A 21587-nucleotide genomic window follows, 5' to 3' on the forward strand; every position below is an offset into this window, starting at 1 on the left:
GGGCTCCCGGGCCCCGTCCGGACTCGGTCCGTACAATGCCGCGAGTGAGTGACGAGACGGACGCCGGGACCCCGGCCGAGGCGGCCGACGACGGCCGCCCGGCCGGCGCGCCCGGCGCGCCGACCTCCGGCGAGCCCGCGCCTCGCGGCATCCGGGCCCTGATCGCCCGGCACCGGGTCCTTGCCGCGGCGGCCGCGCTCGTCGCCGTCGCGGTCATCGGCGGGGGAGCCGTCGCGGTCGGCTCCGCGCTCGCCGGCCCGCCCGCCGCGGCGCCCGCGCCGCTGCCGACCGACACCGCCACGCCGATCCCGACGCCCACGCCGACCCCCGAGGCCGCGCCCGCGACCCCCGAGCCGCCGCCGCGCGTGCGGACCTGCTCGGTGGCCGCGCTCGCCGCCGACCCGCGGCTGGCGAACCTGCAGGCGCAGGTGATGAACGCCGGCACGGGCGAGGTGCTCTTCGACCGCGGCGGCCTGAGCGCCTCGCGCACGGCGAGCGTCATGAAGGTGCTCACCGGGGCGGCCGCACTCGCGGTCTTCGTCCCCGATCACCGCTTCGCGACGACCGTCGTCAAGGGCGCCGAGCGCGGATCGGTCGTGCTCGTCGGCGGCGGCGATCTCACCCTGTCGCGCACGCCGAGCGGCAGCGAGACCGTCTACCCGGGCGCCGCGCACCTCGATGATCTCGCCCGGCAGGTGCGCGCCGCGTGGGACGCCGACCCGTCGAACCCGCCGTTGACCAAGCTCGTGCTCGACAGCTCGCTGTTCGCCGGTGAGACGTGGCATGCGAGCTGGGATCCGGCCGAGCGCGAGCTCGGCTACATGCCGCACATCACCGCCCTCATGGTCGACGGCGACCGGCAGGACCCGTACGCCAACACGTCGGCGCGCGGGACCGACCCGGTGGGGCGTGCCGGCCAGGCGTTCGCTGCCGAGCTCGGCGGCATCGGCACGGTCGAGCTCGGCACCGCGCCATCCGGAGCCGCGACCCTCGGGCAGGTCTGGTCGCCGACCGTGGCCCAGCTGGTCGACAAGTCGCTCGTGGTCTCCGACAACACGGCGGCCGAGATGCTCGCCCGGCTGGTCGCGATCGAGGTCGGCACCGGCAACACGTTCGCCGCGATCGACCCGGCGGTCCGGCAGGCGCTCGCGACGTACGGGGTCGCGCGCGGCGGCATCCGCGTCGTCGACGGCTCGGGACTCTCGCCCGAGAACGCCGTGCCGCCCGCCTACCTCACGCGGCTGTTCGCCAAGGTGAACGCCCGTGAGGGCCAGCTCGGCGTCATCCTCGACGGGCTTCCGGTGTCGGGGCAGAAGGGGTCGCTCTCATACGCCGACCGGTTCGCGGGCGACAACGCGGTGGCGGACGGCGCGGTGCTCGCCAAGACCGGATGGATCACGACCGGCTACACGCTCGCCGGCATCATCCACGCGCAGGACGGATCGACGCTCACGTTCGCGATCTACGCGCTCGGCGACGTCACCGACGCCGCCAAGCAGGCGATCGACACGCTCGCGACCGGCTTCTACCGCTGCGGGGACGAGCTCGCGAACGGCTGAGCCGCCCACGTGACCGAGGGCCCGCCCCGACCACCGCGATCCGCGACAGAATGGAACGGACGGCGGACCGAACCGCCGGGACCCGAGGAGCGAAGGAGCCGATCATGAGTCGGGCCCTGTTCATCATCGACGTGCAGAACGACTTCACCGAAGGCGGTGCGCTCGGCGTCGAGGGCGGTGCGGCGGTGGCCGCGCGCATCAGCGAGTACCTCGCGGAGCACGGCGAGAGCTACGACCTGATCGTGGCCTCCCGAGACTGGCACCACCCCGATCACGACAACGGCGGCCACTTCGCGACGGATGGCGCGCCCGACTTCGTCTCCACCTGGCCGGTGCACTGCGTCGCGGGCACGCCAGGGGCCGACTACCACCCGGCGCTCGACACGACGGGCGTTCATGCGCACATCCGGAAGGGCCAGGGGGTGCCGGCGTACTCGATCTTCGAGGGCACGGATGACGCGGGCGCATCGGTGAGCGACCTGCTCGCGCAGCACGGCATCACCGACGTCGACGTCGTCGGCATCGCCACCGACTACTGCGTGCGCGCGAGCGCGCTCGACGCGCTCGAGCACGGCCAGCACGTGCGCGTGCTGCGCGACCTGATCGCGGGCGTCGCGGCCACGACCTCCGAGGCGGCACTCGCCGAGCTCGGGCACGCGGGTGCCGCGATCGTCGAGTCCGGCGCCCTGCCGACCACCGAGGTCGTGGAGGCGCCCGAGGCCGACGAGGGCGGCGACGGCGCCGAGGGCGTCGAGGGTTCCGGCGGCGGCGAAGCCGGAGCCCAGGCATGATGCCGGCGGACTCGTCCGCGCCCGTGCTCCACGCCGAGGCGCCCGACGGCGTCCTCATCGCGTACCGCATCCACGGCGAGCTCGCGACCGGCGACGGCCGGCCTCCGGTGCTGCTCGTGCACGGGTTCGCGTCCGATTCGGTGGTCACGTGGGAGGGCACCGGCTGGGTCCGCGCGCTGCGCGACGCCGGCCACGCCGTCGTCACGGTCGACCTCCGGGGGCACGGCGCGAGCGACAAGCCCACCGACGGCGACGCGTACGCGCCCGACCGGCTCGGCGCCGACCTCGCCGCCGTGCTCGACTCGGCCGGGGTGCCGGTCGCTGACGTCGTCGGCTACTCCATGGGCAACCGCGTCGTGTCGGCCCTCTGCGAGCTGGCCCCCGAGCGCGTGCGTCGGGTCGTGATCGGCGGCGCGGGCCCGTCCGAGCTGTTCGCGACCTGGAGCCTCGACGAGGCGCGGGCGTACCTCGTCGACGACGTGCCCCCGTCGAACCCGCTCATCGCCGAGGTGCTGGCGCCGGCGATCCGCGCCGGCGCCGACCGCGATGCGCTGCTGGCCTGCATCGAGGGCGTCCAGGGGGCACCGCTCGCCATCCCGGGCAGCATCCCCGTACTCTTCGTCGCGGGCGAGGACGACCCGGTGCCGCGCGGCGTGCAGGAACTCGCGCTCGACTGGGGGAGCGACCTCGTCACGATCCCCGGCCGCAACCACCTCTCGACCCTCACGGCGCGGGCGTTCAAGGACGCGGCGATCTCGTTTCTTGCGTGATCGGCCGCGACGATTAGGGTGTCATGGTGTTGAGTTCCTCCACCGGCTTCGAATCGAGCGGCTACTGGTATGAACCCGATGCCACGCGCATCGGCAGCGTGGACGTGCTGAACCTGCTTCGCCGCTACCGCGCCGCAGACCAGGAGATGCGTCGTCGTACGCGCGACTCCATGGGCATGGGCGAGACCGACCTGCTCGCGCTGCGCTACGTGCTGAAGGCGGAGCGCGAGGGCGTGCTCCTCACGCCGGGCATGCTCGCGAAGCGGATCGGGATCTCCACGGCCTCGACGACCGTGCTGATCGACCGGCTCGAGCGCAGCGGTCACCTCGCGCGCACGCCGCACCCGACCGACCGGCGCTCGCTGGTCGTCGTGAGCACGACGGGCAGCGACGCCGAGGTGCGAGAGACGCTCGGGCGCATGCACCGCGCGATGATCGACGTCGCGGATTCGCTCGAGCGCGACGAGCTGCGCGTCGTCGCGCGGTTCCTCGCGGGGATGATCGACGCGGTCGAGTCGGCCGAGGCCCACTGAGGGCGAGACGCGCTGAGGGCCGCGACGCACGGAGTCGCCGTGCGGGCCGCCGCCCCCTTGCGGCGGGCCCGCACGGCCATGGTTCAGGCGCTCTTGTTGCCGGTGAGCATCCTGACGAGCCAGACGATGACCGCCAGCACGAGCAGGATGATGCCGACCCAGAGCAGGAAGTTCAGGGACTGGACGAAGCCGCCGGTGAACAGCAGGATGACGGCGATGATGGCGACGATGATGAGCAGGGTGTTCACGGAAGTGCCTTTCTCTCGGCGATGACACCGCTGGTCGCGGTGCTTCCAGGATGGTGACGGGGATCGCGCTCGGTCCCGTCGTGCTCGGCGCGTCGTCGATTGCTCGGCCGAGGGCCGGTTCAGGCTGCGTTGGTGGGTGCGTCGGCTCCGCCGTACGCATCGAGTGCCTCGGTGAGGCCCTCCTCGAGCTCGGCGGGGACGGCGAAGAGCTCGCCGCCCGTGATGGCATCGTGTTCGATCAGCGCGGCCGCATGGATCTCGGCCCGGGGGATCGCGGGGTAGCGTTCGCTCATCCGCTCGAGCAGACGCTCGAAGTCGATGAGTTCGCGGCCGCCGGCGATGCCGATCACGCCGTCCGTGCTGTCCATTCGTGCAACTGTAGCCGACGGCGCCTGTGCGGAGGCCCGGGGGGCCTCGGCCCCCCGGGGTCATCCCCCCGGTCGTGATCGCCCGCTGAGCGGTCGTTCCCTTGTCCGCGATCACAGGAACTACAAGACCACAATGTAGTTAGATTGTCTAGGCATTTCGCCGGAGTGCCGCGTTGCGCTACGCTGCGCGGCGACGCATCAGAGGCCCATCCGTCGCAGGAACCGCTTGGCGCCCCCGGGCAGGCCACGACCGAGCACGCGGCGGCGCAGGTGGCCCGTGAGCCGCGCCTTCTGCAGGGCGTTCAGTTGCCGGCTCCGCCGGACCTCGGCGATGCCGGAACGCTGCAGCGCCAGCCGCTGCGAGGCGTCGTGAGGCCACCGCTTCGAGAGGCTGCCTCGCATGTAGTACTTCGTGCACAGGACTTCGGGTACTCGGACGAAATCGCCGACCAGCGAGAGGCCCAGCAGCCACGTCCAGTCCGCCGAGTACTCACCGCGTTCGTTCGGGTGGATCCCATCGACCGCCGTGAAGCCCGAGGCGCGGAAGAGCCCGCGGTTCGGAACCCACCAGTACCCCGGTCGGCGGATCATCACCCGGCCCCGTTCCATCGCCGTGTCGAGGCCGTCGAGGGCGTCGAACACCTGGAGCTCGACCGAACCGTCGAGTTCGTGGACGTGCATGTCGCTGAAGGCGAGCACGGCCCGATCGTTCTCGGCGAGTGCGCCGACGAGCTTCTCGACGTAGGCCGGCGCGACGACGTCGTCGTGGAACGCGAAGAACATCAGCTCGCCCCGTGCGCTCGCCATGAGGTCGTTGGAGTTCCGCAGCCAACCGAGGTTCGACTCGCGCTCCAGGATCCGGGTGTTCGGATGCTCGGCGGCGAATCGGCGGACCACCTCCAGCGTGTCGTCCGTCGAACCGTCGTCGCCGACGAGGATCTCGAGGTACGGCCAGGTCTGCGCGGCCAGGCTCTCGAGCGTTCGCAGGATGAAGCCGGCGCCGTTGTAGGTGGGCACCAGTGCGGTGACCAGGGGCGTCCACTCCCGTGTTCCCGTCGACGTCCGTGCTGCCGCGCTCAACGGGCGATCTCCTCGGCGAGGAAGCGCGCGCTCCACGGTGCGGTGGAGTACTTCCCCGTGTCGACCGAGAAGTAGGACCCGCGACGCTGCACCCCGTAGCGGTCGCGGCGGTGCAGGCCCGACCGCGGGTCGTCGAGCGCGCCCGTCCCTCGCGCGAAGACATGGCCACCGTGCACGATCGCGGATTCGGCGTCGTCGAACACCCGACCCGTGCCCGGAATGACGCGCTCGAGCGCGTCGCGGACGCGCCCGATGAACGCCTCGGCCTCCGGTCCGGCCGGCGGAGCGGGCGTCGCGAGTTCCAGCTCGTCGCCCTGGGCCACGAGTCCGACCGGATACCACGAGAGGTAGAAGTCCCGCCCGTTGTAGTTCTTGACGTCGCCGAAGGGGCCGACCGCGACGATGGCGCTCGGCAGGTCGCATTCCGTGCGGGTGCGCACGAACACGCACAGTCGCATGCGGTGGCTCCACGGTCGCTCCGGCGTGATCCCCGCCGTGACGTCGACGGGGAGCCGGCCGTTCCAGAGCGCGTTCACGACGAGGTCGAACTCCTCGACGTCGCCCTCGCCGGTGCGCACCCGCCACCGACCGTCCGCCGAATCGAACGGTTCGGCGGCGACGACGGCCGTGCCCATTCGGAGCGTCACGCCGGGTTCGGCGGCGACCGCGCCGGCGAGCCGGTCCGCGAACCACCGGGTGTCGACGGAGCGCTCCGGCACGCGGAACCCGGCGACGACGTCGTCGCCGGCGATTCCCGCCAGTTCTCCCGGGGCGAGCTCGGTCACCCGGGCGTCCGAGACGTCCACCAGGTACCGGCCGGCATCGGGGTGACGCCGGATGAGCTCGCTGATCGCGCCGAACCGCGCGCGCATGGCGTCCGTATCGACGACCGAGTCGCGGTGCAGGAGGTACACGTCGTCGTCGGTCGTGGTGTGGCCGGCGAGGTCCTCGCCGATGAGCTCCCTCGCCCGCTCGGCGAACAGGAGGCTGCCGGGCAGGATGTGCTCCGCGGTCGCCGTGGTCGGATCGGCGCCGTAGAGGTACCCGAGGTGGATCTTGCCCTCGTTCCAGCGGCTCGTGGCCGCCATGGGGGCGTCCTCGCGATCCACCAGCGTGACGTCGAGCCCGCGGCGGGCCAGCTCGATCGCCGTGGCGCTGCCCATGATCCCGGCCCCGAGGACGGCGACCCGGCGGCGGCTCACGCGCGGTCCCCGGCCGCGGGCGTGCGGTGCGAGTCGTGCGCGTCGGCGGAGACGTACTCCGCGGGCTCGTACGGCCCGTCGGCGAAGACGACGAGCGTCGAGCCCTCGTCGAGGTAGGTCTGCTGCGCCCAGACGCCGGGCTCGATCAGCAGGGCGGGCCGCCGCTCGTCGAGGATGACGCGGGCGCGCGCGTCGCCGAGGCCGACCTCGACCTCGATCGTGCCGCTCGCTCGGAACAGCACCTGGCGCACCCGTCGGTGTGCGTGCCCGCCGCGCACGGCGCCTCGCGGCGCATGGACGACGAACGTGCGGGCGACGCGGAAGCCGAGGCCGTCGAAGCTCAGCGGGACGAGCGAACCCCGCTCGTCGTGGAAGCGGTCGAGTTCGAGCACTCGGACCTGTCCGTCGAGGAGCGGGGTTCGTTCGGCCGGCATGCTCAGACTGTAGCCTGCCGGCGCCGGCCGGGAGGGCCCCCAGCGCCTCCCGTCCGGGGGTCGGTCAGAGCTGGTTGCCGAGCTTGTACTCGCCCTGCTTCCACTCCGGCATGGAGGACTCGCCCTCGTCGTGCCGCGTGTACGAGAACCCGTCGGCGCCGATCGTGACGGCCATCTCGCTCGCGTCGGTGCGGGCGACGAGCTCCTTCGGGTTGCCGTCGAGGTCGAGCACGAGCGAGGCGTCGGTGTACCAGCTCGGCACGACGGGGTTGCCCCACCAGTCGCGGCGCTGGTTGTCGTGCACGTCCCACGTCACGACGGGGTTGTCGGGGTCGCCCGTGTAGTAGTCCTGCGTGTAGATCTCGACGCGGTGACCGTCGGGGTCGCGCAGGTACAGGTAGAACGCGTTCGAGACGCCGTGGCGGCCGGGTCCGCGCTCGATCGCGTCCGACATCCGCAGGGCGCCGAGCTTGTCGCAGATGGCGAGGATGTTGTGCTTCTCGTGGGTCGAGAACGCGACGTGGTGCATGCGGGGGCCGTCGCCGCCGGTCATGGCGGTGTCGTGCACGGTGGGCTTGCGACGCATCCAGGCCGCGTACACGGTGCCCTCGTCGTCCTGGATGTCCTCGGTCACGCGGAAGCCGAGGTCCTGCATGAACGCGACCGCCCGGGGCACGTCGGGCGTGACCTGGTTGAAGTGGTCGAGGCGCACGAGCGCGCCCGGCGTGTAGAGGTCGTAGCGCCACGCGAGCCGCTCGACGTGCTCGACGTCGTGGAAGAACTCGTACGGGAAGCCCAGCGGGTCCTCCACGCGCACCGACTCGCCGATGCCCTTCGTGAAGCCCTCGGCCCGGCGCTCGACGCGGCAGCCGAGCTCGGTGTAGAACGCGACGGCCTTGTCGAGGTCCTCGGGCGTGCGCACGCGGTACGAGAACGCGGCCACCGCCGCGACCGGGCCCTTCCGCAGCACGAGGTTGTGGTGGATGAACTCCTCGAGCGATCGGAGGTAGACGCTGTTCTCGTCCTCCTCGGTGACCGTGAGCCCGAGCACCTCCACGTAGAAGTTCCGCGAGGCCGCGAGGTCGGTCACGACGAGCTCCATGTACGCGCAGCGCAGGATGTCGGGGGCCGGCGCCGTCGGCGTCGGGATCGGGTTCTCGGTGTGGATCGGGGCCTCCTGGCTCACGTAGAAGCCCGAGGAGGTGAGCGTCTTGTCGTCGCGGTTGGTCATGTCAGCTTCCTTGCTTTCGTGGATGGCGGATCTCGATACGGCGCTGCGCGCCTACTCGATCAGCGATGTGGCTGGAGTTCAGCGCGGGTCCGGGTCGTCGAGGTCGGTCTCGTGCGGGTCCTGCTTGCCGAAGGTCGGGTTGTGGACGGCGCCGAGGGTGATGTGCACCGCCTGCTGGTCGGTGTAGAAGTCGATCGAGCGGTAGCCGCCCTCGTGGCCGAGGCCGGAGGCCTTGACGCCGCCGAACGGCGTGCGCAGGTCGCGCACGTTGTTGGAGTTCAGCCACACCATGCCCGCCTCGACGGCCTGCGAGAAGTTGTGGGCGCGCTTGAGGTCGTTGGTCCAGATGTAGGCGGCGAGGCCGTACTTCACGCCGTTGGCGAGCTCGAGCGCCTCCTCGTCGGAGTCGAACGGGGTGATCGCCACGACGGGGCCGAAGATCTCCTCCTGGAAGATGCGCGCGTCCTTCGCGACATCCGCGAACACGGTCGGGGCGACGTAGTTGCCCGTCGGGAAGCCCTCGGGGCGGCCGCCGCCGGCGACGAGTCGACCCTCGGTCTTGCCGATCTCGACGTAGCTCATGACCTTCTCGTAGTGCTCGGGGTGCACGAGCGCGCCGACCTCGGTCTTGGGGTCGTGCGGGTCGCCCACGACGACGCGCTCAGCCTGCGCGGCGTACTTCTCGACGAACTCGTCGTAGATCGCGCGCTCGACGAGGATTCGGCTGCCGGCGGTGCAGCGCTCGCCGTTCAGCGAGAACACGCCGAAGATCGTCGCGTCGACCGCGGCGTCGAGGTCGGCGTCGGCGAACACGACCGCCGGGCTCTTGCCGCCGAGCTCCATCGAGAGGCCCTTCAGGAACGGCGCGGCGTTGCCGAAGATGATCTGCCCCGTGCGGCTCTCGCCGGTGAAGGAGATCAGCGGCACGTCGGGGTGCTTCACCAGCGCGTCGCCCGCCTGCTCGCCGAGGCCGTTGACGAGGTTGAACACGCCCTTGGGCAGGCCGGCCTCCTCGAAGATGCCGGCCCAGAGCGAGGCCGAGAGCGGCGTGAACTCGGCGGGCTTGAGCACGACCGTGTTGCCCGTCGCGAGGGCCGGAGCGAGCTTCCACGACTCGAGCATGAACGGGGTGTTCCACGGCGTGATGAGGCCGGCGACCCCGATCGGCTTGCGGTTCACGTAGTTGATCTGGCGGCCGGGCACCTTGTAGGTGTCGTCGGACTGGGCGACGATCAGGTCGGCGAAGAACCGGAAGTTCTCGGCGGCGCGCCGCGCCTGCCCGAGGGCCTGCGTGATCGGCAGTCCTGAATCGAAGGACTCGAGCTCCGCGAGCCGGGCGTCGCGCGACTCGACGAGGTCGGCGATCCGATGCAGCACGCGCGAACGCTCACGCGGCAGCATCCGCGGCCACGGGCCCTCCGTGAAGGCGCGACGGGCGGCCTCGACCGCGCGGTCGATGTCGGCCTTCTGGCCGGCGGCCGCCTGCACGTACGTCTCGTTGCTGACCGGGTCGAGCACGTCGAACGTCTCGCCGCCGATCGAGTCGACGGACTCGCCGTCGATGTAGTGGCGGATGCGGTCGGGCAGTCCCTCGGGGATGTGCTGGGTCATGCGGTGGCCTCCAGGTTCGATGCGGATGCCGCGGCGGCGGCGCCGGGCTGGGGAACGGGTTCGGTCGTGGCGGGTGCGGGCGCGCCATCCGTCGCCGGCTTGTGCGCCGACTGGTAGGCGAGCACGGCGTCGAGCGTCGCCGTGCGGTGCTCGCGTGCGGCGAGCTCGATCTCGAGCGGGGCGGCGCTCTGCTCGATCAGGTCGAGGATGCGGGCGTGCTCGGCGACGGAGTCGCGGGCGCGGCCGGGCACGAAGCTGAACGAGGAGTCCCGCAGCACGCGCATGCGGTTCCAGCCGCGGTGCACGAGGTCGAGCACGTGCGGGTTCGGGCATTCCTCGAAGAGGATCGCGTGGAACTCGAGGTTGAGCTCGGTGAAGCGGTGCGGGTCGAAGTCGTCGAGCGTGCGGCGCATCCGCTCGTTGACCTCGCGAGCCCGGGCCACGTGGTCGGCGCTGAGGTACGGCGCCGACAGGCTGGTTGCGAACCCCTCGACGAGCGCGAGCGTCTGCATCGTGTGCAGGTATTCGGCCTCCTTCTGGAGCGCGACCTGCGCGCCGACGTTGCGCTCGAACGTGACGAGGCCCTCGGCCTCGAGGCGGCGGATGGCCTCGCGCACGGGCACGACCGACACGTCGAGCTCGGAGGCGATCTGCGCGAGCACGAGCCGGTAACCGGGCACGTAGCGTCCGTCGTCGATGCGCTCGCGGAGGAAGCGGTACGCCCGCTGGGACTTGCTCTCGGCGCTCATCGCTCGACCTCTCGCTCGAATCGTGCCCGCCAGTCGGCGTTCATGGGGAAGAGGCCGTCGACGGACTCGCCGCGCGCGACCTGCTCGGCGATCCACGCGTCCTCGCGCTCCTGCGTCTCGGTCTCGGCGAGGACCTCCTCGACGAGCGCCGGCGGGATCACGATGACGCCGTCGCCGTCGCCCACGATGACGTCGCCGGGTTGCACGGCCGCACCGCCGCACGCGATCGTGACGTCGGTCTCCCACGGCACGTGGCGACGGCCGAGCACCGCCGGGTGGGGGCCCTGCGAGAAGACGGGAAGGCCGATCTCGGCCACGGCGTCGGCGTCGCGAACCCCGCCGTCGGTCACGACGCCGGCGGCCCCGCGGAACTTGGCGCGCAGGGCGAGCACGTCGCCGACGGTGCCGGTGCGGCGCTCGCCGCGGGCCTCGACCACGAGCACCTCGCCGGGCTCGACCGCGTCGAACGCGCGCTTCTGCGCGTTGAAGCCGCCGCCGTGCGAGGCGAACAGGTCGGGGCGGAACGGGATGAAGCGCAGGGTCTTCGCGGGGCCCACCAGACGCTGGCCGGGTCGGAGCGCGTGCACGCCCTCGATGACCGCGTCGTGGTAGCCGCGCTTGCGGAGCGCGACGGAGAGGGTCGCGACGCCGACGCGGCCGAGGCGCTCGCGCAGCTCGTCGCTGAGCTCGAACCCCTGTGCGGGTCGAGGAGGCGCGCCGGCGCCGTCTCGAGACGCGGCACCACCCGGCGCCGTCGCCCGCCCCGCCGCGATCGCCGCGGCGAGCTCCTCCTCGGAACCCCACGCCTCGACCCGCTGCAGGTCGTCGACCGAGGGCGTCGTGCCGTGGTCGCCGAACGGTGCGGAGCCCTGGGCGATGCGCGTCACGAGTCGTCCGGACGTGGGCGAGCCCGCGGCATCCGGAGCGTCGACCTCGACCTCGACGACGTCGCCGGGGACGACGACCGACGAGCCGGCGGGCGTGCCCGTGAGGATGACGTCGCCGGTCTCGAGCGTCATGAGCTGCGAGAGGTCGGCGATGAGCTGCGAGAAGGGGAACAGCAGGGTGCCGCTCGTGTCGTCCTGCACGAGGGCGCCGTTGACCCAGGTGCGCACGCGAAGGCTCTCGGGCGCGACCTCGGCGGCAGGAATGACCGCGGGGCCGATCGGCGTGAAGCCGTCGCCGCCCTTCGAGCGCACGTTCGAGCCCTTGTCGGCGGCGCGCAGGTCGTACAGGCCGAAGTCGTTCGCGGCGGTGACCGCGGCCACGTGCGACCACGCGTCGGCCGGCGAGATGCGGCGACCCGGCTCGCCGATGACGAGCGCGATCTCGCCCTCGAAGGCGAGCAGCTCGGTGCCCGCGGGGCGCTCGAGCGTGCCACCGGTCGGGGCGAGCGAGCTGGCGGGCTTGAAGAAGTAGCTCGGCGCGGCAGGGGTGCGGCCTCGCTGGGCGGCACGCGACGGGTAGTTCAGGTGCACGGCGATGATCTTGCCGGGCGTGGCGATGCCGTCGATGGCCATGGAGCGTCCTCGTCTCTTCGTATCTGAAATCGTATACGATCTGTTCGGATGATGCAAGGGGTCGTCAGTAGGAGGCGCGAGGCGCGCCATCCGTCGCCCCGGCATCGCCGATGAACCGGTCGGCCAGCGCCTCGGACGCCCGCGCCAGGATCGCCACGTCGGCGCCCACCGCGACGAACGCCGCGCCTGCGGCGAGGTACCGCTCGGCCTCCTCGGGCACGAACGCGTTCACGCCGGCCGGCGTGCCCGCGGCGCGCGCGGCGCGCAGGGCCGTGAGCACGGCCTCGACGACTTCGGGGTGGGATGGCTCGCCGAGCCGCCCCATCGATGCGGCGAGGTCGGCGGGCCCCACGAAGATCGCGTCGACGCCGTCGACCGCGAGGATCTCGTCGACCGCCGCCACGGCCGCAGCCGACTCGACCTGCACGGTGAGGCTGATCGTCGACGACGCTCCGGCGAGGTAGCCGGGAACGCGGTTCCAGCGTGACGAGCGCGCGAGCGAGGCGCCCACGCCGCGCACGCCGCCGGAGGGGTAGCGGATGGCGCGCACGATCTCTTCGGCGTGCGCCGCCGAGTCGACCATCGGCACGAGCAGGTTCTGCGCGCCGAGGTCGAGCACCTGCTTGATGATGACGGTGTCGCCGATCGGCACGCGCACGACGGGCGCGACCGGGTACGCCGAGACGGCGTAGAGCTGCGCGAGGATCGACTCGAGCCCGTTGGGGGAGTGCTCGGCGTCGATGAGCACCCAGTCGACGCCGCTGCCCGCGGTGATCTCGGCCATCACGGGGCTGCCCGAGCAGACCCAGAGGCCGACGAGCGGACGGTCGGCCGCGGCGAGGCGCGCGGCGAAGGTGTCGGGCAGGTTCATGCGAATCGGCACGTGATCGCCCCCAGGGGTCCGTACTCGGCGTGGACGGTGTCGCCGCGCTCGACCCACATCGGGCGCGTGAACGAGCCGGCCAGGATGATCTCGCCCGCCTCGAGCGACTGGCCGTGCTGCGCGAGCTTGTCGGCGAGCCAGGCGACGCCCATCGCGGGGTGGCCGAGCACCGCGCCGGCGACCCCCGACTCCTCGATGGTCTCGTTGCGGTAGAGCAGCGCCGAGACCCAGCGGAGGTCGACGGCGTCGGGCTTCACGGGGGTGCCGCCGACGACCATGGCGCCCATCGCGGCGTTGTCGGAGATCGTGTCGACGATCGTACGGCCCTGCATCTCGATGTGCGAGTTCAGGATCTCGAGCGCCGGCACGACGTAGGCCGTCGCGTCGAGCACGTCGAAGATCGTGGTGCCCGGGCCCGTCAGCGGCTTCGCGAGCACGAAGGCGAGCTCGACCTCGATGCGCACGTTGGAGAATCGGTCGAACTCGACCACGGTGCCCGACTCGTAGACCATGTCGTCGAGGATCACGCCGTAGTCGGGCTCGGTGATGCCCGTGGCGACCTGCATGACCTTGGATGTCAGGCCGATCTTGCGGCCGACGAGGCGGCGGCCGCCCTCGATCGCACGGTCGGCCCACAGCCGTTGGACGGCGTAGGCGTCGTCGACGGTCATGCCGGGGTTGCGCGCCGTGAGCAGCGGAACGGTCGTGCGGTCGCGGTCGGCCGCGAGCAGCTCGTCGGCGATCTCGGTGATGCGTGCTGGGTCGAGCAATGTGTCTCCACTCCGTCGTCGAGGCCTGCGGGTGATGCTACGCGAAATCGACATCACATTTGGTATCCGAAATCATATACGATAGTCTCCGAACCTGCCTCGTATCGAGGTGGCATCCACCCATCCGCGGACCGACAGAGGAGTCGAACCCCGCCATGACCGCGACACCCGGCACCGAGTTCCACGCCGCGACGAGACCGCACGAGCTGCGGCGCGTCGCCTTCGCCACCGTGATCGGCACGACCATCGAGTGGTACGACTTCTTCCTGTACGCGAGCGCCGCCGGCCTCGTGTTCGGCGCGCTCTTCTTCGCGCCGGCCGGCCCGCAGTTCGCGACGATCCTCGCGTTCGCCACGGTGGGCATCAGCTTCCTGTTCCGCCCGCTCGGCGCATTCCTCGCCGGCCACTACGGCGACAAGATCGGCCGCAAGGCGATGCTCGTCATCACGCTGATCCTCATGGGCGCGGCCACCACGCTCATCGGCGTGCTCCCGACCTACGAGCAGATCGGCATGGCCGCGCCGGTGCTCCTCATCCTCCTGCGCATCCTCCAGGGCCTCTCGACCGGCGGCGAGTGGGGCGGCGCCGTGCTCATGGCCGTCGAGCACGCGCCCGGCGGCAAGCGCGGCCGGTTCGGCGCGTTCCCGCAGATCGGCGTGCCGATCGGCCTGCTGCTCGCCTCCGGCGTGCTCGCGCTCATGACCGGCGTGATCTCGCCCGGCGACGCATTCCTCGAGTGGGGCTGGCGCATCCCGTTTCTGCTGAGCTTCGTGCTCATCATCGTCGGCATCGTCGTTCGCCGTGCGGTCGACGAGAGCCCCGTGTTCCAGGAGATCGCCGCGAAGAAGGAGAAGGCGAAGACCCCGATCCTCACGCTCTTCCGCCGGCACTGGCTCCTCGTCGTGCTCGCCGCGCTCACCTTCGCGGGCAACAACGCCGCGGGCTACATGACCACGGGCGGCTACCTGCAGAACTACGCCACGATGCCCGTCGAGGACGGCGGCCTGGTCGGCATGGAGCGCACGCCCGTGCTGCTCGCGGTGGCCGGCGCGTCGATCGTCTGGCTCATCACGACCTTCGCCGCAGGCACCGTCTCCGATCGCATCGGCCGCAAGAACACCTACATCATCGGCTGGATCGCGTTCCTCGCGACCGTGTTCCTGCTCTTCCCGCTCACGAACACGGGCAACCCCTGGCTGCTGTTCCTCGGCGTCTCGCTCTTCGCGATCGGCAACGGCTTCACCTACGGGCAGCAGGCGGCGTACTTCACCGAGCTGTTCCCGGCGTCGATCCGCTACTCGGGCGTCTCGATCACCTACGCGATCGGCGCGATCATCGGCGGCGCGTTCGCCCCGACGATCGCCGCCTGGCTCGTGCAGTCGACCGGCACCGCGACCTCGGTGTCGTTCTACATCGCCGGCGTCATGATCATCGCGTTCATCGCGACGCTGCTGCTGCGCGACCGCACGGGCATCCCGCTCGGTCCCGACCACGAGACCGAGCAGTCGAAGCGGCACTTCGTCTGGGAGAGGTAGCGGCCCCGGAGGCGGTCACCAGGTGAGCTCGACCTCCAGCTCGTTGCCATCCTCTCCGAGCTCGACCTCCACCTTGAGGTCGACCTCGTCTGGGACGCGCACGGTGATGAGCCGCCCCGCGCGGCTGAACTCGACCGAGTTGTTCTTCGCCAAGGCGTCGGCGAGTGCGTGGAGCTTGGCGGCTGCCTCCTCGCGGCTCATGCGCTGGGCGTCGGCGATCTCGAACAGGTCCATGGTGTCTCTCCCTGGTGTCGTCTCTCGACGGTACCGACCTCTGCGGGGCCGCGCACGAGCACGTCGCGCTTGTGGACCCCCTTCGCGCCTCGATCCGCGAGGATCTCCAACGCCAACCGTTGATCAGATCCCGAATGGTGCGCTCGTGCGCGCGGCGTTCGAATCGGAGCGTGAGACCCGGCCCGTCGGCGCTGATCTTGTCGAAGTCCCTGGAGTCGGGTGCGAGTGGACCTCCGAGCGATGCGTCATCCGGCCCTGACCACGGTCACGGTCATCCAGGGGACCTCGCCGTCGCACGCCGGAACGTCGCCCGGTACCTCCGAGGGAGTGATGCCGTGCGGCGGCAGGATCCGGTACGCCGAGCCGGCGACCGTGGGGCACTCCTCGCCGAGCGGACCGCCGTCGTCGCCGATGTCCGCCACGGAGAGGCCGGCGATGGCCCGGCCGCCCGGCTCGATCGTGATCGTCTCGGGTGCAGGCCCCTCGAGGCTGGACGCGGAGGCGCCGATGACGGCGCCGCTCGCATCGATCACGGCGACCGACGGCGCACCCCGCAACTCGCACGACGAACTGCCGGTGTTCGTGAACACGACGTTCCAGACGACGTGCCCGGTGCTGTCGCCCTCGGGATTGGACTCGATCGTGACCCGGAGGGCCTGGTCGGCGCAATGGCCGGACGGTGCCGACGGATCCATGGGGACGGGCGACTCCGTCGAGGGCCCACTGACCGACGCCGACGGGGTCGGGCTCGGGGAGGCGGGTGGTGTCTCGACGCCCGGGGTGCAGGCCGAGAGCAGCAGGCCGATCGCCACGGCCTGGGCGGCGGCGACCACCCGTGCGCGCATGCCCTCACCGTACGGCGGAGTCCGCAGTGCCGCGTGGGCCAATGGGCCCCCGGGCTCGTCTCAGTCGCGCGGTGCGGAGTTCACGCGGAGGATCTCCTCCTGGTACGGCGCCGTGACGGTGTCGGAGATCCGGCAGTCGAGGAGCAGGAAGCGGCGCTCGTGCACCGGCTCGGCCGCCCACGCGGCGAGGCGCTCGAGGTCGGCGAGTTCGCGCACGACCACCCCCTCGGCTCCGAGCGCCGTCGCCATGCCGGCGAAGTCGGTCTCGGGAATGCGCATCGGCGGTTCGGCGAGGCCCTTGCGGCCGTAGAGATGGATCTCGGCGCCGTAGGCGGCATCGTTCCAGACGACGGCGATGCCGCGTCCGCCGGCGGTGCGCACCGCGGTCTCGAGGTCGGCGATGGCCATGAGGCCGCCTCCGTCGCCGGATGTCAGGACGATCGTCGCGTCGGGCTTCGCGGCGGCGGCGCCCGCGACGCTGGGGAACCCGAGCCCGATGGACTGGAACGCCGTGCCGATCATCATCATGCGGTCGGGCGAGGCGACCGGCCAGTGCATGTTGGCCCAGCCGATGAAGTGGCCGCCGTCGGAGACGACGACGCGATCCTCGGGCAGCAGCTCACCGAGGCGCGCGGCGACCGAGCGCGGATCGAGGCGCCCGTCGGCCTCGACGACGCCGACGCCGGGGTCTACCGCGCGCAGCGGCACGAGGTCGACTGAGTCGCGCCATCCGGAACCTGCCGTTCCGAGCGCTGCGAGCTCGTCGACGAGGGCGCGCGCGACGACCGCCGCGTCGCCCTGGATGAATGCGCCGACGTTCGGATGCGTCGCGGCCGCGCCCACGTCGACCTGCGCGACGCGCGTGCCCGGCGCGAAGAGCTCGCCGAAGCGCATCGTGAACTGGTTGAGGGAGGCGCCGAAGACGACCGCGACGTCGGCCTCGCGGATGAGCTCCATCGCGCCCTCGGCGCCGAAGCCGCCCGTCACGCCGAGGTCGTAGCGGCTGTCGGGGAAGACGCCACGGCCGAGCGCCGTCGTCGCGGTGATCGCGCCGGTCGCATCGGCGAGTGCGCCGAGCGCGTCGCCCGCGCCGGCGAGCCAGGCGCCGCGTCCGGCGAGCAGCAGCGGATGGCGCGCGCCCGCGAGCGCGCGTGCGAGGTCGGTGATCGCACGCCGCGCGAACGGGCTGCGCGGAGTGAGCGGACCGGGCACGCGTGGCGCCGGCGCCGGCGGCACGGCGCCTGCCTCGAGCGCGGCGACGTCGTACGGGATCGCGAGCACGGTCGGCACGCGGTAGGTCAGAGCGTGCTCGACCGCGATCACGGTCGTGGCCGCGGCATCCGCTCGTCCGACGGTATACGTGCGGGCGCCGACCGCCGAGGCCAGCGCGATCTGGTCGACGTCCCACGGGCGCGGGCCCGACGTCGGCTCGTCGCCGACGACGAGCACGAGCGGCACGTGCGCCTGCACGGCCTCGGCCAGCGCGGTCAGCGTGTTCGTGAACCCGGCGCCGTACGTCGCGGTCGCCGCGGCGAGCCGGTTCGAGGCGCGGAAGTGCGCGTCGGCGGCGACCACGCCGCCCGCCTCGTGGCGCACCGAGGTGAAGGTCGCGCCGGTGTCGCGCTCGAGCGCGTCGAGGAAGTAGGCGTTGCCGTTGCCCATGACGCCGAAGACGTGGTCGACATGGAGTGCGAGGGTGCGGGCGACGTGCGCGGAGACGGTGGGCATGGCGGAGCCTTTCGAGACGTGACGGATGTCGTGCTTCCGTATGTGTCTCGCGGCCGACGCCGGCATCGGCGACGCTTCGCGCCCATTTTTCGAGCGCCGGCGCCGCCTCGAAGGAGGCTCGCCTGGACGGAGCCGAGTATACCGGCCGGGTCAGCCCGCGATCGCTCGCGCCCGCACGACCGACGGCGGCTCGCCGAACTCGGCGCGGAACGCGCGACTGAAGTGCGCGGCATCCGGGAAGCCCCACCGGGCCGCGACCTCGCCCACCGGCCGGTGCGCGGCGAGCGGGTCGACGAGCTCGCGCCGGCAGCGGTCGAGCCGCCGCGCGCGGATCCAGGACGAGACCGTGAGGCCCTCCTCGTGGAAGATCGCGTGCAGGTGGCGCGTCGAGATGAAGTGCGCGGCGGCGATGGTCGAGGGGTTCAGGTCGGGCAGCGGGAGGTGCTCGTCGATGTACGACTGCACCCGGCGCAGCATGGGGCGGTGCGGCTTGTCGGCGTCGCGTGCGACGTCGAGCTGCTGCGCGTACATCGTCGTGACGAGGTCGACCGCGTTCCGCGCGAGGCGCGCGCCGACCGGGCCGTCGAGCTGGTCGAGCTGCCCCGCGAGGCCGCCGAGGAACCCGGAGACGACGCGCGCGAGGCCGTCCTCGCCCGAGAGCGTCGTCGCGGTCATGCCGCGCACGGCGTCGGTGGGCAGCTCGATGAGCCGGTGCGGCACCATGAGCACGGCCGTGCTGAAGCGCTCCTCGAACACGAGCGAGTAGGGCGTGTTCGTGTCGTAGATGGCCAGGTCGCCGGGGCGCACGACGGCCTCGCGACCGTCCTGGATGAGCAGGCCCGTGCCCGAGAGCTGCAGCCCGAGCTTGAAGTACCGCTGCTCCTTGCGGGCGACGAGCGCGGGTGTGCGCTGGATGTCATGCGCGTCGGCGGTCACGACCGACAGGTGCACGTCGTCGGATGCCGCGGTGCGGACCTCGCCGCGGAACGGATCGGGGCGGTCGGAGTGCACGCGCAGCGGCACGAACGACTGCGACACGATCGCGCTGAACTCCGTGAAGTCGAGCGGCGCGGTCGTGGTGGGGGCGGCGGCGGATGTCTCGGGGACGTGGGGCACGGCGTGACCTCGGTCTTCCTCCGGACGTCCTCGTCCGGCACGGGTCCGGTAATTCTACGCCTGTAGTGCCAAAAGCGACAGGCCGAGCGTGCATCGGAGGACAAGCGGCGTACGCGCTCGGACAACCGGCCGCCGTGATGCGCGACGATGATGACGGGCATCGTGCGAGGCTGCCCCGGCTTCGCTCCGACCCAACGAAGGGCTCCTGCCATGACTTCAGCGCCGACGATGCCGCCGACGACGACGACCGGTGAACTCGGTCATCGCCGTCTCGGCGTGCCATCCGTCACCTTCATGATCATCGCGGCCTCGGCGCCGCTCACCGTCGTGGCCGGCGGTGTCACGACGACCTTCGCCGTGACCGGCGTGATCGGCGTGCCGCTCTCGTTCCTCCTGCTCGCCGCCGCGCTCGCCGTGTTCGCCGTCGGCTACGCCGCGATGAGCCGGTACGTCACGAACGCCGGCGCGTTCTACGCCTACATCGCGCAGGGCCTGGGCCGGCCGTTCGGCGTGGGCGCCTCGCTCATCGCGCTCGTGGCCTACAACGCGATGCAGATCGGCATCTACGGCCTGTTCGGGTTCCAGATGTCGATGTTCCTCGAGGCGAAGCTCGGCATCGTCACGCCGTGGTGGGTCTGGATCCTCGTCTGCATCGTGATCGTCGGCATCCTCGGCGTGAACCGCGTCGACCTCTCGGCGAAGGTGCTGGGCGCGCTGGTCGCGCTCGAGTTCGTCGCCGTGCTCGTGTTCGACCTCGTCTCGCTCTCGGTCGCGCCCGAGGGGCTCAGCACCGCAGCCCTGCAGCCGGCGAACCTCTTCGTGCCCGGCGTCGGCGCCGTGCTGGCGTTCGGGATCGCGGCGTTCATGGGCTTCGAGTCGGCCGCCATCTACGGCGAGGAGGCGAAGGACCCGAAGCGCACGATCGCCCGGGCCACGTACTCGGCCGTCGCGATCATCGGCGTGTTCTACGCGTTCAGCGCGTGGGCGTTCACCGTCGGCATCGGCCCGTCGCAGATCGTCGAGGCGTCGCGAGCGGCGGGCCCCGACCTGATGTTCGCGTTCATGGGCGAGCACGCCCCCATGATCATCAGCGACATCATGCAGGTGCTCTTCCTCACGAGCCTGTTCGCGGCGCTGCAGTCCTTCCACAACGCGGTCGCGCGCTACCTCTACTCGCTCGGGCGCGAGGGCGTGCTGCACCGCGGGCTCGGCGCGGTCCGCACGCAGTCGCGTGCGCCGTGGGCCGGCTCGGTCGCCCAGAGCGTCATCGCGCTCATCGTGACCCTCGCGTTCGTCATCGCCGGCGAGGGGCTCGGCCTCAAGGCGGACTTCGCGCCGGTCGAGTTCCTCTACCCGGTGCTCACGATGTTCACCTGGCTCACCAACACGGGCGCGATGGGGCTCGTGCTGCTCATGGGCATCATCGCGATCGCCGTGATCGGCTTCTTCCGTCGCGACCGCCGCGGCGTGAGCACCTGGGCGGCCGTCATCGCGCCGGGCATCTCCGCGATCGTGCTGTTCACGGTGTTCGGGCTCATCGTGGCGAACTTCGACGTGCTGCTCGGGCAGACCGAGCCCTCGGCGCTCACGTTCGTCCTGCCGGCGCTGCTCATCGTGCCCGGCATCCTCGGCGTGATCTGGGCCTTCGTGCTCCGTCGCCGCGACCCCGAGCTGTACCGCAACATCGGGCACGGCATCGAGGAGGCCGAGGCCGCGGCCTTCGACCACGAGCCGCACCGCGGCATCTAGGCGAGGGCGGCGAGCACGCCCGGAACGGCCATGGCGGCGAGCATGACGGTCGTGCTCGCCGCCTCGGCCGCGTGCCGGACCGACCCCGTCCGGCTCGTGTGCGTCGGCGCGCCGCGGTCGGCCCGGCGGGCGCGGAGCTCGACGGCCACGAGCCATCCGCCGAATGCCGTCATCGCCATCGCGGCGACGATGAACGCGAGGCCGGCGAGGGCCGGGTCGGCATGCACGTGGCCGCCCGCCGCCGCTCCGGGTGCGGGGGCGCCCGCGACCGCGAACGCCCAGGCGCCGACGATGAACGCGAGTGCGCGGTGCAGCGCGTGTTCGCGTCGCCCGCGGGGGAGCCCGGCGCCGTGGCCGCCCCGAGCGGGCCGCAGGCGTGCGCCGAGCGCGAGGCCGAGGCCCGTGAGCACAGCCGTCCAGGCGAGCGGGGGCACGAGCCGGGTGAACGCCATGTCGGCCATCGCGGCGAGCATGGCCGCGGATGCCGCGAGGTCGAGCGCCGTGCGCCGGCTGATCGCGACACATCCCGCGGCGCCGAGCGCGCCGACGAGCATCGCGCCGTGTGCGAGTTCGCTCATCTCGGACTTCCCTGTCTCGTGATTGCGAGCTATATTACTCAACAAACGTAGAG

Annotated in this window: 21 protein-coding genes and 1 pseudogene; 6 read left to right on the plus strand and 16 right to left on the minus strand. The window is 71.8% G+C overall.

Annotated features, from left to right (window positions below):
* Window positions 1-35 precede the first annotated feature (35 nt).
* The 4 genes and pseudogenes from AC3RKB_RS11535 (at window position 36) to AC3RKB_RS11550 (ending at window position 3653) form a co-directional block, all read left to right on the plus strand.
* A complete protein-coding gene (locus tag AC3RKB_RS11535) occupies window positions 36-1559 on the plus strand; it encodes a D-alanyl-D-alanine carboxypeptidase/D-alanyl-D-alanine-endopeptidase (RefSeq protein WP_491436283.1) in 1524 nt (507 codons plus the stop codon).
* A 104-nt stretch (window positions 1560-1663) separates the two neighbouring features.
* Window positions 1664-2242: pseudogene (locus AC3RKB_RS11540) on the plus strand (isochorismatase family protein); the annotation flags it as partial.
* Between the two features lie 104 nt (window positions 2243-2346).
* Window positions 2347-3120 carry an alpha/beta fold hydrolase gene (locus AC3RKB_RS11545; RefSeq protein ID WP_491436284.1) on the plus strand — a complete coding sequence of 258 codons (774 nt, stop codon included), beginning with the start codon at window positions 2347-2349 and terminating at the stop codon, window positions 3118-3120.
* Window positions 3121-3146: 26 nt separating this feature from the next.
* Window positions 3147-3653: a MarR family winged helix-turn-helix transcriptional regulator gene (locus tag AC3RKB_RS11550; protein WP_491436285.1), complete on the plus strand. Its 507-nt coding sequence runs from the start codon at window positions 3147-3149 to the stop codon at window positions 3651-3653.
* 83 nt (window positions 3654-3736) lie between these two features.
* Here AC3RKB_RS11550 and AC3RKB_RS11555 read toward each other — a convergent pair whose 3' ends face one another.
* The 11 genes from AC3RKB_RS11555 to hpaH all read right to left on the minus strand — a co-directional run bounded on the left by AC3RKB_RS11555 (window position 3737) and on the right by hpaH (window position 13749).
* Window positions 3737-3901, minus strand: a complete 165-nt coding sequence (locus AC3RKB_RS11555; RefSeq protein ID WP_491436286.1) for a hypothetical protein — start codon at window positions 3899-3901, stop codon at window positions 3737-3739.
* A 119-nt stretch (window positions 3902-4020) separates the two neighbouring features.
* The gene (locus AC3RKB_RS11560; RefSeq protein WP_491436287.1) at window positions 4021-4269 is read right to left on the minus strand and encodes a hypothetical protein; all 249 of its coding nucleotides are present in this window, start codon (window positions 4267-4269) and stop codon (window positions 4021-4023) included.
* A gap of 198 nt (window positions 4270-4467) precedes the next feature.
* Window positions 4468-5349 (minus strand): glycosyltransferase family 2 protein, encoded by an 882-nt coding sequence (locus AC3RKB_RS11565; protein ID WP_491436288.1) that lies wholly within the window; start codon window positions 5347-5349, stop codon window positions 4468-4470.
* The gene (locus tag AC3RKB_RS11570; RefSeq protein WP_491436289.1) at window positions 5346-6551 is read right to left on the minus strand and encodes an NAD(P)/FAD-dependent oxidoreductase; all 1206 of its coding nucleotides are present in this window, start codon (window positions 6549-6551) and stop codon (window positions 5346-5348) included. The genes AC3RKB_RS11565 and AC3RKB_RS11570 overlap by 4 nt, the downstream gene beginning before the upstream one ends.
* Entirely contained in the window at window positions 6548-6985 is a 438-nt protein-coding gene (locus AC3RKB_RS11575) for a sugar 3,4-ketoisomerase (RefSeq protein ID WP_491436290.1), read from the minus strand. The genes AC3RKB_RS11570 and AC3RKB_RS11575 overlap by 4 nt, the downstream gene beginning before the upstream one ends.
* A gap of 64 nt (window positions 6986-7049) precedes the next feature.
* Window positions 7050-8216 (minus strand): 3,4-dihydroxyphenylacetate 2,3-dioxygenase, encoded by a 1167-nt coding sequence (hpaD, locus tag AC3RKB_RS11580; protein ID WP_491436291.1) that lies wholly within the window; start codon window positions 8214-8216, stop codon window positions 7050-7052.
* Window positions 8217-8294: 78 nt separating this feature from the next.
* The gene (gene hpaE / locus AC3RKB_RS11585) at window positions 8295-9827 is read right to left on the minus strand and encodes a 5-carboxymethyl-2-hydroxymuconate semialdehyde dehydrogenase (RefSeq protein ID WP_491436292.1); all 1533 of its coding nucleotides are present in this window, start codon (window positions 9825-9827) and stop codon (window positions 8295-8297) included.
* On the minus strand, window positions 9824-10576 hold the full coding sequence (locus AC3RKB_RS11590) for a GntR family transcriptional regulator (protein WP_491436293.1): 753 nt from the start codon (window positions 10574-10576) through the stop codon (window positions 9824-9826). The genes hpaE and AC3RKB_RS11590 overlap by 4 nt, the downstream gene beginning before the upstream one ends.
* On the minus strand, window positions 10573-12096 hold the full coding sequence (locus tag AC3RKB_RS11595; protein ID WP_491436294.1) for a fumarylacetoacetate hydrolase family protein: 1524 nt from the start codon (window positions 12094-12096) through the stop codon (window positions 10573-10575). The genes AC3RKB_RS11590 and AC3RKB_RS11595 overlap by 4 nt, the downstream gene beginning before the upstream one ends.
* Before the next feature lie 64 nt (window positions 12097-12160).
* Window positions 12161-12979, minus strand: coding sequence for an aldolase/citrate lyase family protein (locus AC3RKB_RS11600; protein WP_491436295.1), 819 nt, complete (start codon window positions 12977-12979; stop codon window positions 12161-12163).
* Window positions 12964-13749 carry a 2-oxo-hept-4-ene-1,7-dioate hydratase gene (hpaH, locus tag AC3RKB_RS11605; protein ID WP_491436296.1) on the minus strand — a complete coding sequence of 262 codons (786 nt, stop codon included), beginning with the start codon at window positions 13747-13749 and terminating at the stop codon, window positions 12964-12966. The genes AC3RKB_RS11600 and hpaH overlap by 16 nt, the downstream gene beginning before the upstream one ends.
* A 155-nt stretch (window positions 13750-13904) precedes the next feature.
* On the opposite strand from hpaH, the gene AC3RKB_RS11610 reads away from it, so the two are divergent.
* Window positions 13905-15284 (plus strand): MFS transporter, encoded by a 1380-nt coding sequence (locus AC3RKB_RS11610; protein ID WP_491436297.1) that lies wholly within the window; start codon window positions 13905-13907, stop codon window positions 15282-15284.
* Between the two features lie 15 nt (window positions 15285-15299).
* Here AC3RKB_RS11610 and AC3RKB_RS11615 read toward each other — a convergent pair whose 3' ends face one another.
* The 4 genes from AC3RKB_RS11615 to AC3RKB_RS11630 form a co-directional block, all read right to left on the minus strand.
* Window positions 15300-15518: an amphi-Trp domain-containing protein gene (locus AC3RKB_RS11615; protein WP_491436298.1), complete on the minus strand. Its 219-nt coding sequence runs from the start codon at window positions 15516-15518 to the stop codon at window positions 15300-15302.
* A gap of 245 nt (window positions 15519-15763) precedes the next feature.
* Window positions 15764-16363, minus strand: coding sequence for a DUF4232 domain-containing protein (locus AC3RKB_RS11620; protein WP_491436299.1), 600 nt, complete (start codon window positions 16361-16363; stop codon window positions 15764-15766).
* Between the two features lie 60 nt (window positions 16364-16423).
* On the minus strand, window positions 16424-18091 hold the full coding sequence (locus AC3RKB_RS11625; protein ID WP_491436300.1) for a thiamine pyrophosphate-binding protein: 1668 nt from the start codon (window positions 18089-18091) through the stop codon (window positions 16424-16426).
* Window positions 18092-18241: 150 nt separating this feature from the next.
* Window positions 18242-19207 carry an AraC-like ligand-binding domain-containing protein gene (locus AC3RKB_RS11630; protein ID WP_491436301.1) on the minus strand — a complete coding sequence of 322 codons (966 nt, stop codon included), beginning with the start codon at window positions 19205-19207 and terminating at the stop codon, window positions 18242-18244.
* Window positions 19208-19417: 210 nt separating this feature from the next.
* Between AC3RKB_RS11630 and AC3RKB_RS11635 the strand changes: the two genes are divergently transcribed.
* On the plus strand, window positions 19418-20956 hold the full coding sequence (locus AC3RKB_RS11635; RefSeq protein ID WP_491436302.1) for an APC family permease: 1539 nt from the start codon (window positions 19418-19420) through the stop codon (window positions 20954-20956).
* Here AC3RKB_RS11635 and AC3RKB_RS11640 read toward each other — a convergent pair.
* Window positions 20953-21534, minus strand: a complete 582-nt coding sequence (locus tag AC3RKB_RS11640) for a hypothetical protein (RefSeq protein WP_491436303.1) — start codon at window positions 21532-21534, stop codon at window positions 20953-20955. The two genes, AC3RKB_RS11635 and AC3RKB_RS11640, sit on opposite strands and share 4 nt — an antisense overlap.
* Window positions 21535-21587: the final 53 nt, after the last annotated feature.

The organism is Agromyces capsici (assembly GCF_058349965.1).

Coding starts and splice junctions, on each gene's coding strand:
- AC3RKB_RS11535 (WP_491436283.1), top strand. CDS start 36: ATGCCGCGAGTGAGTGACGAGACGGACGCCGGGACCCCGGCCGAGGCG.
- AC3RKB_RS11545 (WP_491436284.1), top strand. CDS start 2,347: ATGATGCCGGCGGACTCGTCCGCGCCCGTGCTCCACGCCGAGGCGCCC.
- AC3RKB_RS11560 (WP_491436287.1), bottom strand. CDS start 4,269: ATGGACAGCACGGACGGCGTGATCGGCATCGCCGGCGGCCGCGAACTC.
- AC3RKB_RS11575 (WP_491436290.1), bottom strand. CDS start 6,985: ATGCCGGCCGAACGAACCCCGCTCCTCGACGGACAGGTCCGAGTGCTC.
- hpaD (WP_491436291.1), bottom strand. CDS start 8,216: ATGACCAACCGCGACGACAAGACGCTCACCTCCTCGGGCTTCTACGTG.
- hpaE (WP_491436292.1), bottom strand. CDS start 9,827: ATGACCCAGCACATCCCCGAGGGACTGCCCGACCGCATCCGCCACTAC.
- AC3RKB_RS11590 (WP_491436293.1), bottom strand. CDS start 10,576: ATGAGCGCCGAGAGCAAGTCCCAGCGGGCGTACCGCTTCCTCCGCGAG.
- AC3RKB_RS11595 (WP_491436294.1), bottom strand. CDS start 12,096: ATGGCCATCGACGGCATCGCCACGCCCGGCAAGATCATCGCCGTGCAC.
- AC3RKB_RS11610 (WP_491436297.1), top strand. CDS start 13,905: ATGACCGCGACACCCGGCACCGAGTTCCACGCCGCGACGAGACCGCAC.
- AC3RKB_RS11615 (WP_491436298.1), bottom strand. CDS start 15,518: ATGGACCTGTTCGAGATCGCCGACGCCCAGCGCATGAGCCGCGAGGAG.
- AC3RKB_RS11620 (WP_491436299.1), bottom strand. CDS start 16,363: ATGCGCGCACGGGTGGTCGCCGCCGCCCAGGCCGTGGCGATCGGCCTG.
- AC3RKB_RS11625 (WP_491436300.1), bottom strand. CDS start 18,091: ATGCCCACCGTCTCCGCGCACGTCGCCCGCACCCTCGCACTCCATGTC.
- AC3RKB_RS11635 (WP_491436302.1), top strand. CDS start 19,418: ATGACTTCAGCGCCGACGATGCCGCCGACGACGACGACCGGTGAACTC.
- AC3RKB_RS11640 (WP_491436303.1), bottom strand. CDS start 21,534: ATGAGCGAACTCGCACACGGCGCGATGCTCGTCGGCGCGCTCGGCGCC.